This window comes from Aquiflexum sp. (assembly GCF_041751335.1).
GTDB lineage: Bacteria > Bacteroidota > Bacteroidia > Cytophagales > Cyclobacteriaceae > Aquiflexum.
The window spans coordinates 1-12,859 of the sequence record NZ_JBGSXS010000377.1 but is presented as its reverse complement, the minus strand read 5'-3'; the positions used below and the strand labels follow the sequence as shown (position 1 = coordinate 12,859).

General features: G+C 36.4%; 14 protein-coding genes. 12 read left to right on the top strand and 2 right to left on the bottom strand.

The features are described from left to right. Window positions 1–5: 5 nt before the first annotated feature. Complete coding sequence (locus ACEW8U_RS20200; protein ID WP_373523859.1) at window positions 6–131, top strand: phage holin family protein; 126 nt, start codon at window positions 6–8, stop codon at window positions 129–131. A 1-nt stretch (window position 132) separates the two neighbouring features. Here ACEW8U_RS20200 and ACEW8U_RS20195 read toward each other — a convergent pair whose 3' ends face one another. Further along, window positions 133–567 (bottom strand): helix-turn-helix domain-containing protein, encoded by a 435-nt coding sequence (locus ACEW8U_RS20195; protein ID WP_373523858.1) that lies wholly within the window; start codon window positions 565–567, stop codon window positions 133–135. A gap of 127 nt (window positions 568–694) precedes the next feature. Between ACEW8U_RS20195 and ACEW8U_RS20190 the strand changes: the two genes are divergently transcribed. The 7 genes from ACEW8U_RS20190 (at window position 695) to ACEW8U_RS20160 (ending at window position 8,418) form a co-directional block, all read left to right on the top strand. Further along, window positions 695–1,258 (top strand): hypothetical protein, encoded by a 564-nt coding sequence (locus ACEW8U_RS20190; RefSeq protein ID WP_373523857.1) that lies wholly within the window; start codon window positions 695–697, stop codon window positions 1,256–1,258. A gap of 65 nt (window positions 1,259–1,323) precedes the next feature. Beyond that, window positions 1,324–2,226, top strand: a complete 903-nt coding sequence (locus tag ACEW8U_RS20185) for a histone deacetylase (protein WP_373523856.1) — start codon at window positions 1,324–1,326, stop codon at window positions 2,224–2,226. Window positions 2,227–2,229: 3 nt separating this feature from the next. Continuing rightward, the gene (locus ACEW8U_RS20180; RefSeq protein WP_373523855.1) at window positions 2,230–2,481 is read left to right on the top strand and encodes a hypothetical protein; all 252 of its coding nucleotides are present in this window, start codon (window positions 2,230–2,232) and stop codon (window positions 2,479–2,481) included. Window positions 2,482–2,556: 75 nt separating this feature from the next. Beyond that, window positions 2,557–3,162 (top strand): OmpH family outer membrane protein, encoded by a 606-nt coding sequence (locus tag ACEW8U_RS20175; protein WP_373523854.1) that lies wholly within the window; start codon window positions 2,557–2,559, stop codon window positions 3,160–3,162. A 100-nt stretch (window positions 3,163–3,262) separates the two neighbouring features. Continuing rightward, on the top strand, window positions 3,263–4,234 hold the full coding sequence (locus ACEW8U_RS20170) for a deoxyhypusine synthase family protein (RefSeq protein ID WP_373523853.1): 972 nt from the start codon (window positions 3,263–3,265) through the stop codon (window positions 4,232–4,234). Window position 4,235: 1 nt separating this feature from the next. Continuing rightward, window positions 4,236–5,912, top strand: a complete 1,677-nt coding sequence (locus tag ACEW8U_RS20165) for an OmpA family protein (protein WP_373523852.1) — start codon at window positions 4,236–4,238, stop codon at window positions 5,910–5,912. A 493-nt stretch (window positions 5,913–6,405) separates the two neighbouring features. Beyond that, complete coding sequence (locus ACEW8U_RS20160) at window positions 6,406–8,418, top strand: alpha-amylase family glycosyl hydrolase (protein WP_373523851.1); 2,013 nt, start codon at window positions 6,406–6,408, stop codon at window positions 8,416–8,418. A 239-nt stretch (window positions 8,419–8,657) separates the two neighbouring features. On the opposite strand, the gene ACEW8U_RS20155 is transcribed toward ACEW8U_RS20160, so the two are convergent. Continuing rightward, a complete protein-coding gene (locus tag ACEW8U_RS20155) occupies window positions 8,658–9,536 on the bottom strand; it encodes an alpha/beta fold hydrolase (protein ID WP_373523850.1) in 879 nt (292 codons plus the stop codon). Window positions 9,537–9,938: 402 nt separating this feature from the next. Here ACEW8U_RS20155 and ACEW8U_RS20150 point away from each other — a divergent pair, with 402 nt between their 5' ends. The 4 genes from ACEW8U_RS20150 to ACEW8U_RS20135 all read left to right on the top strand — a co-directional run. Continuing rightward, window positions 9,939–11,000 (top strand): sensor histidine kinase, encoded by a 1,062-nt coding sequence (locus ACEW8U_RS20150; RefSeq protein ID WP_373523849.1) that lies wholly within the window; start codon window positions 9,939–9,941, stop codon window positions 10,998–11,000. Further along, the gene (locus tag ACEW8U_RS20145; RefSeq protein ID WP_373523848.1) at window positions 10,990–11,691 is read left to right on the top strand and encodes a LytR/AlgR family response regulator transcription factor; all 702 of its coding nucleotides are present in this window, start codon (window positions 10,990–10,992) and stop codon (window positions 11,689–11,691) included. The genes ACEW8U_RS20150 and ACEW8U_RS20145 overlap by 11 nt, the downstream gene beginning before the upstream one ends. Before the next feature lie 123 nt (window positions 11,692–11,814). After that, window positions 11,815–12,261: a response regulator transcription factor gene (locus tag ACEW8U_RS20140; RefSeq protein WP_373523847.1), complete on the top strand. Its 447-nt coding sequence runs from the start codon at window positions 11,815–11,817 to the stop codon at window positions 12,259–12,261. Between the two features lie 89 nt (window positions 12,262–12,350). Beyond that, window positions 12,351–12,859: hypothetical protein (locus ACEW8U_RS20135; protein ID WP_373523846.1), on the top strand; the 509-nt coding region annotated here is incomplete at its 3' end.

The following is a 12,859-nucleotide window of genomic DNA, read 5'->3' as shown; positions in this document are numbered from 1 at the left end:
TGATTATGCTTGCAGCAGCAATCGTTCCTGGCTTTGAAATTGATGGTTTTTGGTGGGCACTTATATTCAGCTTTGTCCTGAGTATCATCAATTCATTGCTTGGAGTTTCATTGGGGGGAACCAGCAGGTAGTTCATTTTTCAATTGCAGGTATAGTTCTGTCAAATAATCTTTTGTACAGACTCATATTTCCATTTTCATCAGCCAAGTAATGAATAAATTGTGATTTGGGTACATGAACCAGGAGAATCAAAATTTCTTCTTTATCCCCGAAATCTTTCGTAATGTCATGTTCCAAAATTTCAAATTCAACTTTTACAGGAGGTTTACAATAATTTTTGGCAGATTTTTCCACTATAAAAATCTCTTCTTCGGGATCAATTCCAACCAGTATTTTATTATCAGATACCCCAACAACAAGAGTACCTCCATTGGTATTGGCAAAAGCAGACAGCGTTTTGCCCAATTTCAACGGATTATTGACATGTAATTTAAAGTCCAAAGTCTGGCTCTCAGGTCTTCTGACAAGGTCTTTTATTCTTTCCTCATTTTTTTTTGGCGCTAACATTTTTTTTTAACTTAAAAGCTTGTATTTTAATTACTTAAATATAGACTTGAGACAATATTTAAGAATCATTCTTTTAAGTTAACGTAATGAATCGTATGTTGTCTTTTATTCCATCAACTTTTAATATATGAAATATCAAAATGCAGGCTTCGCTCCGGAAACTATCGAATCCTTGAAGCAAGATTTAATTGACTCTAACAAAAACCACAAGGTAGTCCAAAGCGAAGAAAACGCTGATGAATTTGTTAATTTCTACTTTGTTGGCATGTTTGAAGGTAAAGAGGTAATCTATGACGCGGCACTTTATACTTTAAGATTGCATCATGCTTCAGAAGTGTATGAATTGGCCGAACATGAAGCTGCCAAGAAATTTCCAAATTTCAAGGGTATTCATTATGAAGAAGATGAAAATGGGAACTTGAAACCATTAACAAGTGAGGAGGAAGAAATAGGATGGTTTATTACAGAGATCATTATGGAAATGGAAGAAGAGGAAACTGTCAAGGTACAGGAATTTGTAGATATTGATACCAATCACGATTATGGCATTGGATTAGATGCCGCATTGAATGTAGAATACATCAGTGAAAAAACGATTTCAAAATTTGTGAAAGAATTCAATGATGACACCTTAAAATTGGATGAAACCTTATTTGCTTTTCAATCTGAAGAAGAAGATGTGGATGAGTGATTTAAAAAACTTTGATTAAACTATTTTGATTTTTGCTTGTTTCCTAACAAGCGTTTTTTTGTAATATGTTGAAAATTGCCTGGTCGTCTGTTTATTGTCATCCCCTTCCCCAAGGCCATCGATTTCCAATGGAAAAATATAATCTGTTGCCGGAACAATTACTATATGAGGGGACAGTTGCTGAGGATAATTTTTTTGAACCCACCTTCCTTGATCACAAATGGATACTAAATACACATGACCAAAAGTATTTTCAGAAGTTAACTACCCTTTCCCTAAATAAATCTGAAATCAGAAAAACAGGATTTCCATTGAGTCAGGACCTTATAATTAGAGAAATCCATATCATGCATGGATCTGTTCAGGCGGCTTTGTTTGCTTTGGAATTTGGGGTTGCAATGAATATTGCAGGTGGTACCCATCATGCCTTTACCAATAGAGGCGAAGGATTCTGTCTCTTAAACGATATAGCAATCAGTGCAAATTATCTATTGGATCACCAATTTGTAAAAAAAGTTTTGGTAGTCGACCTGGATGTCCATCAAGGAAATGGCACAGCGGAAATTTTTAATAAAAATAAAAATGTATTTACATTCAGTATGCATGGCACCGCCAATTACCCAATGCACAAAGAAATATCTGATCTGGATATCGGATTGCCTGACATGATCAAAGATCAGGAATACCTCCTTCTTTTAGGGGAACACCTTCCTAAAATTATTGATGCATTTCAGCCTGAGTTTATCATTTATCAAAGCGGGGTAGATGTATTAGAATCAGATAAATTGGGAAGATTGGGGCTGAGTTTGGATGGCTGTAAAAAAAGAGATAAAATGGTATTGGATAGTGCTAAACTCAATCAGATTCCAATTATGTGTTGCATGGGTGGGGGATATTCGGAAAAGCTCTCCCATATCATTGAAGCACATGCAAATACTTTCAGGTTAGCGCAAGACATCTATTTCTAAGTTATGATGAACAAAAAATCTTTAAAGAAAAAGTGGCTCATTTATTCCGTAGCAGGGATATTATTGATGGGCCTTGGATTCAGTGTATTGGGGGAATCCATTATTTCAAAATATTCAAATGGCACATTTATCCATTGGTTTTTAACTGGAACAGTTGGATTAATTCTTGTGTTTGCAGGATTGTCAATTTTTGGTCAAGCTGTTGTTTTTAAGTCATTTATAGATAGCGATAAAAATCCATTTAACCGAATTTAACAATTGCGGATGCAAATAAAATTTGCAAAAAAGATACTTTGTTTATATTTGCGCCAAATAGAAAAATTTAGAGACGTGAAAAAAATAGCAAAAGTGTTCGGCCTGTTGGGAATTGCAGTAATTACATTTTCCTCATGCGACAAAGCAGGTAATACCACAGAAGAAGGCACAATAGAAAATGATGCCCAAGAAGTAAGTATTGCAGATTTAAAAATAGCTTATGTTTTAACAGACAGTGTAATTTCCAGATTTGAGTTTTTTAAAGAAAAATCATTGGAGATCACTGAAAAAGGAAAAAAATTTGAAAGCGAGCTAAGCAACAGAGCAAAAGGCTTCGAGCAGGAAGTTGCAAATTTTGAACAGACAGCGGGTACAATGACCCAGAATCAGGCAAGAGCAAAACAAGAAGACCTGATGAAAAAAGAAAGAAATTTAGTCACATACAGGGATAATCTGATGCAAGAGCTCTCAGGAGATGAGTCCAAGCTATATAGTGATGTATATGATCAAGTACAGGAATATATGGCAATGTTTGCCGAAGAAAATGACCTTGAGCTTATTTTGTCCTACACCAGAGGCGGTGCCGTATGGTATTCCAAAAAATCACTGGACATTACTGACAAGGTGGTCGAAGGTATAAATAAAAAATATGCAGACTCAAAATTACCTGCAACAAATTAAGCATTGTAATCCTGTTAACATATAGTCCGGTTTTTGACCGGACTTTTTTTATGCTTTATTAATTGGTAGTTTTGCAGCGGAAAAATTCAAAAATATACTCATGAAAATCACAGAATTTTTAAAACATAATTTTAGGCATTTTAACGCTGCAGCTTTGATCGATGCTGCTGAAGGTTACAAAACCCACTTGGACAACAACGGTAAAATGATGGTTACTCTCGCGGGTGCCATGTCCACAGCGGAATTGGGCATTTCTCTTGCCGAGATGATCCGTCAGGACAAAGTCCATATCATATCCTGTACGGGGGCCAATCTTGAAGAAGATGTTTTCAATTTGGTCGCTCATGATTATTATGAAAGAATTCCAAATTACAGGGAATTGTCTCCTGAATCGGAACAGGATTTGCTTGAAAGGCATATGAACAGGGTAACCGATACTTGTATCCCTGAAATGGAGGCAATGAGGCGGATTGAAAAAGTCATTTTGGAAGAATGGGTAAAGGCTGACAAAGCTGGAGAACATTTTTTCCCACATGAATTTTTCTACAAAATTCTACTTTCGGGTAAATTGGATAAAAGTTTCCAGATTGATCCAAAAGACTCTTGGCTATTGGAAGCAGCAAAGAAAAACCTTCCGATCATTGTCCCGGGATGGGAAGATTCCACTTTGGGAAATATGTATGCGGGACATGTCATATCCGGAGATGTCAAAGATGTACATACTGTAAGAAGTGGAATTGAATACATGATGTTCTTGGCCGAGTGGTATACCCAAAATGCGCAGGACAACAGTACTGTTGGTTTCTTCCAAATTGGAGGAGGGATAGCAGGAGATTTCCCGATTTGCGTGGTTCCAATGTTGCATCAGGATCTACAGAGAGGCGGTGTGCCACTTTGGGGATATTTCTGTCAAATTTCTGATTCTACCACCTCTTATGGTTCATATTCAGGGGCAGTTCCAAACGAAAAAATCACTTGGGGAAAGCTAGGGCTTGATACCCCTAAATTCATTGTAGAATCAGATGCTACGATAGTCGTACCATTGATTTTCGCCATAGTATTAGACCAATAAAATGAGTAAAACTTTGTATTTCTTTTTTTCAAAAGCAAGCAGGCTATTCCTGCTTGCTTTTTCCTTTTTCTTCACTGCCAAAGCTCAGGAATTAATGCCTTTGACAGTTTTGAACTCTCCCTATGATGAACAAAGTCCAGTTGTATCGCTAAATGGCGAGCTGTTTTTCACGGTTGGTTTCCATCCGGGCAATATAGGAGGGCCCACTGATTATGGAGATATATGGATGAGTAAAAAAGACAATAACGGAGAATGGCAAAAACCTCAACACATTCCAAGTTTATCCACTTCAGGTAATGATGTGCTTATAGGATTTTTGGATGCGTTGACTGCATTGGTTTACCACAGTGGCAATAACGGCAAAAGACAGGGCATCCATCAATATTCCCGGTTTGGCAATTCTTGGAATTACCTCCGTCCACTCGAAATGGGGAATTTTAAAAATAACTCTTCACATTTCAGTGGCAGGTTGGTATCCGAAGGCAATGCAATTGTCATGTCCATGAATTCTTTCGGAACATTTGGTAATGAGGACATTTACATAAGTTTCAAACAATCTGAAACTGTTTGGACTTCACCTCTGAATCTTGGGCCGCAGGTCAATTCTTTCGCCCAGGAACAGACTCCGTATCTTTCCAATGATTTGCAGACAATGTATTTTTCATCCAATGTCCATGGAAATGGGAGGGGAAAGGATATTTATTTTTCCCAACGAATGTCTCAATCTTGGGAAGATTGGACCCTTCCACAAAAGATCGGGTTAGCGAATTCAACAGGATCTGAATTGAGTTATGCCATCATCGATCAAAACAACGATCAGGCAATTTTCACTACCACACAAAACAGTGAAGGGTTTGGGGATTTCATGTTGGTAAGATTTGAGGCGAAAGATCCTTTGGCAAATTTGGACATACAGGAAAACACTCCTGAAGTGAATGTAGACGAAAGTTTACTCATACAAGAAGACGCTTTGGTAATTAGTGCTGAACCTGAAATGAAAGCCATGCAAGATACTGTGTCAATTATTGGTGAAAAAGAGGGTATTCAGCATGAACAATCGGATACACCTGTTCCCACTTTAGCTGTGGCGAGAAAGATGATCAGAATTATAAATGGACAGACATTAGAGGAAGTGCCCTATGAGATTGAAATCGGAAATGACCGTGGCTTGAAAAATGCTCTTGAATCTCAAAATGAAGTTTGGGAATTATTGGGGGAACCCCAATGGAATACCATCATCATCAGCTCGAAAGGATTTTTACCAAAAATGTTGGACAGTTCTGAATGGGTGGATCTTGAAGGAAAAGACTTGTTCCTTCAGCCTGCAATATCAGGAACAGCAATTGTTTTGAATAACATTCAGTTCAACAGGGGAACTTCGGATTTTGCGGATTCCAAATCGATACAGGTTTTGGACAATCTGGTAACTTTCATGAAGGAAAACCAAGATATTATTATCCGCTTGGAAGGCCACACGGATAATGCAGGCGACCCATCCTTAAACAAAGACCTTTCAATGAAAAGGGCATCCAAAATCAGAGGATACCTCACTATAAATGGTGTTGATTTTGAAAGAGTGAGGATTTCAGGTTGGGGAGGGAGTAGGCCTATTGCAGATAATCAGACCGAGGAGGGAAGGGTATTGAATAGGAGAGTTGAAATGCTGATAGAGAATTAATCTATAAGCAACAAAGCAAAATATTTTTTGGGGTTGAATTGTAAAAAAAAGCGCAATAAAAGTGACTAATCGCATGTACCTAAAATTCTATTAACATTACCATAACTTTGGGTTAAAGATTTTGTAATAAAAGTTTTTTTGAGTCGTATATATAATATATTTTTGAGTATATATAATACATTTATGCAGGTTTTCTTTTCGCTTTTGCTTTTGACCCTTGCCTACGGACTTTTTATCCTCTCTGTATTTCCGCCAAGGTATTCTAAGAAATTAAGTCACGTCTTTCATCATAAAGAATCCCCAGAGTACGATAAAGTTTCGCTCAGTTCCCCGATTTTCTTTTCCTTCTTGATAGGTTATTCCCTTGCTGCTACCATGCTCTATTTCTTTATTTTATAAAGAGAGGAAACAAACTTTTTTCATTTATTGGTCAGTAACTTTTGGTTTAGCTTTTGATTATTCTTTAAATTAGAAAAATCTTAAATTCTTTTCTGTGAATAATTCCAATATTTTACCAATTGTCAAGGATTCACCCTGGTTAAATGACCATGCAGTGGATATTTTTGAAAGATATGAAAGGTATTACGGTGTTTTAAAATCCATTGAACATGATTATGGAAACCTTTTAGAGTTTGCACGTGCCCATGAATATTATGGTATTCATTTTGATCCTTTTAGAAATGGTTGGGTCTATAGAGAATGGGCACCTCAGGCATACAATCTTTTTTTGATGGGTGATTTTAATCATTGGAATCGGTATAGCCACCCCATGAAAAAAGACCATCGCGGAGACTGGGAATTGTTCTTGCCATATAATGAATATAAAGACTCATTTATTCATGGAAGTAAAGTTAAAGTTCATGTCGAAGGAAAAAACGGTGCCCTAGATAGAATTCCCGCTTATATACGAAGGGTAGTACAAGATTTGGAAACACATGATTTCACTGGTCAACTATGGTTCCATGAAAAGTCATTTAATTGGACAGACCATAGATTTGATGCAGCGGTCAATCTCGAACAACCTTTGATATATGAATGCCATATCGGAATGGCGCAAGAAAAATTGGGTGTGGGCACCTACCTGGAATTTGCCGAAAATATTCTCCCCAGAATCAAATCAGCTGGGTACAATACTATTCAAATGATGGCCATCATGGAACATCCCTATTATGGATCCTTTGGTTATCATGTTTCCAACTTTTTTTGTCCTACTTCAAGATTTGGGACACCAGAAGAACTGAAATACCTTGTCAACAAAGCCCATGAACTAGGAATATCTGTGATCATGGATTTGGTACATTCCCATGCTGTCAAAAATGTTTTTGAAGGACTGAATGAGTTTGACGGATCAGACCACCAATATTTTCATCCCGAACCCCGGGGATATCACGAGGGTTGGGATTCCAAGCTTTTTGATTATGGAAACAGAGAAGTACAGCATTTTTTGCTTTCCAATGTCAGGTATTGGTTGGAGGAATTTCATTTTGATGGATATAGGTGGGATGGAGTTACTTCCATATTGTACTTACATCATGGAAATATCACTTTTGATAAGCTTGAAAAATATTTCAAAGATGGGGTAGATTGGGATGCAGTCATTTACCTTCAATTGGCCAACCAGTTGATCCATGATTTTTCACAGAGTGCGATGTCCATTGCTGAGGAAGTCAGTGGAATGCCCGGATTGTGCCGAAGTATAAAGGATGGTGGTATCGGTTTCGATTTCAGATTGGCCATGGGGATTCCTGACTTTTGGATCAAAACCCTCAAACATAAGCCCGATGAGCATTGGGATATGTTTGAAATGTGGCATGAACTGACCAACAGACCCCAATTTGAACGGACCATAGCATATGCAGAATCCCACGATCAGGCATTGGTAGGAGATAAATCCATTGCTTTTTGGCTAATGGATAAGGAGATGTATTCGAGCATGTCAAAATTGCAAAACAGTCTGGTGGTGGACAGGGGAGTGGCTTTGCACAAAATGATAAGGATGATCACCATCGCATTGGGAGGAGAAGGTTACCTCAACTTCATAGGCAATGAGTTTGGCCATCCGGAATGGGTGGATTTCCCAAGATTGGGCAATGATTGGAGTTATCAATATGCCAGAAGGCAATGGTCATTGGTGGATTCAGATCATTTAAGATACCATGATCTTTTTCAATGGGATAAGGCTATGATTAAGTTCATAAAAGATTATAGCGTTTTAGCTTCAGGACCTGCTGAACAGCTTCACCTTGATGCTGAGAAAAAAATCATTGCTTTTGAAAGAACGGGTTTGGTCTTTATTTTTAGTTGGAATATCAGTGAGTCCATCTTTGGATTTGAATTTCAGGTTCCTGAAAAAGGGAAATATAAAATCATCCTAAATTCTGATGACAAAAAATTCGGAGGATTTGGAAGGATAGAGGGTGATCCTGTCTATCCATCTGATAAAGAGGGGAAAATACAAATTTATTTACCCAATAGGACCTGTCTGATCTTTAAAAAAATAAAGTAGAAATGGGGGCATAGGCCCCCATTTCTGTCATTCTTTGACTATTAATTTCCTATCAACTAAACTAAAAGAGAAAAGCTTTACACTCCTTATGACCTGTATCTTTCTCCTGTCATGAATGACACACTTAGTTTAATGGTACGGTTTTTTAACAATAAGTGTTAGTTAAAACACCAAAAATTATTTATTTTTTCAAAGGTTAGAATCAATAAGCAAGAATAAGTACTAACGTTGTGTCAATTTTATTCTGAAAGAAATTTATCCAATTCACTGTAAAACCATTCCGGTTCATCATAGAATACAAAGTGATAGCCTTTTTCTGCAACCAGTAATTTAACATGATCAATATCCTTCAATTGATTTTGATAGCCCAAAGTGACGGATTCCTTGGTTGCCCCAAAGTTTTGATAAGCTGCCCAGGAACCAAATACCAAAACCGGGGTTTTAACTTTGGACATTAAGGGTCTAATATCCGTGGTGAACATTTCTCCGTATGCCTGACCCACTATCACTGGATTGCTGTTCATTCCCATTTGGACTACCTTATCTCTTTTTTCTTCAGTCGCTATCATAGAGGAAACTATCATTTTTTGGTTTGCCTCAGCGGTAGCTTTATCCATATTGGCCATGGCAGTTTTCATGCTTTCTGCCATCGGTTTAGCTACCTCGGGAGTTATACCTGGGATTTGAAACACAGGAAAATATGGAACCCCATCTACAGATATGATTTTTGCGAAAAGCTTTGGTTCTTCGGCTACAGCCCATAGTCCCAAAAATCCACCCATGCTATGTCCAACAATGATTGGATTCTTTAAATTATTCTCTTTTGTATAGGCAATCAATTCATCTTTTACCGATTTCAAATAGAAATCAGCATCCGCCTTTTCCATATTTCCAAAACCTTTGATGGTTACCAGATGCAGTTCGTATTTTCCCTTATACCTCTCAACAAATTCATCCCAAACCCTAGAACTACAGGACATGCCGTGGATCAATATCATGGGTTGACCTTTGCCAATCATTTCAGTGGATATGAGTTGAGGTGCAGCTGAGGCATATAATGTTTTGAAAGCCGCCATCATTATACATACAAGTAGCCAATTTAATTTTTGTGTTTTCATGGTATTTTAGTTTTTGTTTATCCAAAATTGGTGAATAACCATTCGGTGAAATAATTTGATTGACAAGGTGAAAATCTTCCATGACCAACTGTTGAAAAAATGGAAAAAGGTGTTATTGGATGGTAATTAGGATTAATTTTCACCAAGAAAAGTGATTTGCAGTTTTGTTCAATTTGTATTTGCAGTTGGTCAAAGGAATGATGCAAATGGTCAATCTTCTTCTATTCTTTAGAACATGTATCTTAATTTCAAACATTGAGTAAAAAACTGATTGATTAAAAAAAAGAAATCTTATGATCTGGTGGACATTATTTATAGTAGGAGTGGTATTTATGACTTTATTTTTAGCAGGAGCTTTTAAAGTCAAAGAATAATATGGAGAAATCAAATGAAAAATCGATCATGGAGAGAGCTCTTGAATTCCTTAATAATCTAGGATCGCTTTTTGGAAGATATAAAATCCACCATATTCTTTTCTGGATAGCATATTTTGTTTTTTGGGTATCAGTTTATCAAAATTTGTATAAGGATATCAATCAGTTGTTTTTGATAACTGGATTTTACACCGTTTCGAATGCGGGAGTTTATTATATTTCCCAGTATGTTTTGATTCCACATTTGAGGAAAACCAAATTTTCGATTTTGTTCCTTCCTGCATTTTTTATTTTGTCAGCATTGTGTTCTTTATTTATGAAAATTGGGATTTCCCTCGCTTTATCCATGAATCTTGAGGAATTTTTTCAAGCAACTTCCTTACAGATATTTTTTGTTTACTTTTCATCAAATGTATTTACCGGAGGTATTTTATTGGCGTCAAAAGGTTATTTGGAAAATAGAAAAACCGTCCGGCAAAATGAGCTTAGGGAAAAAGAAAGAATCGAAAGTGAACTGAACTTCCTGAAATCCCAGGTCAACCCACATTTCCTGTTCAATGCCATCAACAGCGTTTATGTATTGATCCGAATTGATCCTGACAAGGCTTCGGAAACACTTATCAAACTTTCCAACCTGCTGAGGTCACAGCTATATGAATTCACCACTGATAGTATTGATATTCAGCAGGAACTGGAATATTTGGAAAACTATATTGAATTGGAAAAAATCAGAAAGGGGGAGCGATTAAAGGTGGTTTTTGAAAAAGGGGAGGGGTTGGAGGACTTTTCCATAGCTCCATTGTTGTTGATTCCATTTCTGGAAAATTGCTTCAAACACCTATCATCTCATACCGATCAGGAAAATCAGGTGAAAGTAAAAATCGGATTCTACCATGGGAGATTATCAGCTTATTTTTTCAATACAAAAGACAATCAAAAAAAGGTAGTTGATTCAATAAAAGGTGGAATCGGTCTCAAAAATATCCGCAGAAGACTTGAAATATTGTATCCAAAAAGACATACCTTAGAAATTAAAGATCAGCCTGATTCATTTGAGGTAAAACTTGAAATCAAAAATAATGAAGATTAAAACTATCATAGTTGAAGATGAACCTTTGGCAAGGGAAGGACTGAAAAGCTACATTAGGGAAATTGATTTTCTGGACTTGGTCGCCATATGTGAAAATGCTTTGGAAGCCAATGATGCCATTTCATCGCAAAACCCCGATCTGATGTTTTTGGACATTCAAATGCCTAAGATCACAGGTCTTGATTTTTTGAAATCTCTTAAAAATCCGCCCTTGGTGATATTCACTACAGCCTATCCAAATTATGCCCTTCAGGGATTTGAGTTGGATGTGATTGATTACCTGGTCAAACCATACCCATTCGAAAGGTTTTTGAAAGCTGCTAACAAGGCAAGGGAAATGCACCTCCTAAAAAACCAACAATCCACTTCGGGAAACACCAAAGACCATATTTTCCTTAAAGTTGATAATTCACTCAAAAGGATCAATTATTCCGAAATCCTATATATAGAAGGGATGGAAAATTACATTGCCGTCCACACCAATGAAGGCAGATTCATCACCTTGATGACCATGAAAAGCATAGAAGAGTCCCTTCCGGAAAAGGAGTTTTTAAGGGTCCACAAAACCTATATTATCTCAAAGCCTAAAGTCAAAGGAATTGTAGGCAATGAGATAGATATGGGTTCAAAGAAAATTCCTTTTTCTAGGTCACGAAGGAATGAGATAATTGAGGCTTTGGTGGGAGGGTGATTTTTTAAAGAATTTTAATTTCATTATAGGAAAGAATTGCAATTATTCAGTTTATATTGATAATAGTTAAAATTATATATAGTATATTCATAATTATTTTCAGTATTTTTTTAAGATATATTCATGTCCGCTAGTATATTTCTTCATATCAATCAAATAGAAAAACAAGAAAAATTTGAACACAAATTTTTTGAGGCAACTGATTGGACAATTGAATCTGAAGCAAGTTTAATCAATAAAATTCATGAAGTTTTTGAGTTATTAAGGCCGTTGTCTTCGTCCTGCATGCTTGACTTTTCTATCGAAGTTAAAAATTACGAAGAAGCAATTTTTAGGCTAAAAAGAATAAAAAATAATAGAACTAATATCAAAGGAGCCAAATTAACGCTTAGGGAAATCGAAATCTTGGGCTTGTTGATGCAAGGACTTACCAACATTGAAATAGCAGATAAACTTTTTATTTCCTACGAAACTGTCAAATCCCATCGAAAACATATTTTGGAAAAAACAGGAGCGAAAAACACAGCTGCTTTAATAAATTATTACCACCAAACATTTTTTGACAAGTAAAAAAATCCCCCTTTCGGGGGATAGAAATATAAGCTTCTGTATGTCTAACTTTACGTGAAATAAAATTCCGTAACTTAATCAAGTATAAAATGGCTGGAATTTATAACAACCAATTTGAGACTCCATTTAGTGACGTTCTCATGTCGCCAACAACCAAAATTGAAAGTGAGTATGAAAGTACTAATAGTTTTGAATTTCATGTTTCGGAAGACAGTCCTTTTTCTAAAACATATGAAGCGGGAGATGCATACAATAATGTTACAGTCTCTGACGAAGAATTTGTCGGGTTATTGGCCGAGTTGAATGATAGTGAATTTTCAGAAACTTTATTCGAACTAGCACATGAATTTGAAAGGGATCTTGATCGTGAAATCCAACATGAGTTTACTGATTTAAATCCTTCTATACTTCGAAATAAATTCCATAATTATATCGATCCGTTGGTCAACGAAACTCATCAGATGATTGACAAGGTTTCAGCCCACTTTTCAGGAAACAATTTCAGTAACTATTCTGAAAATGAAATTGAATACTTTTTTGACCACTTAGAATTTGAACATTCGAAATTCACACCTGCACAGGAACAATTTTTAGGTAA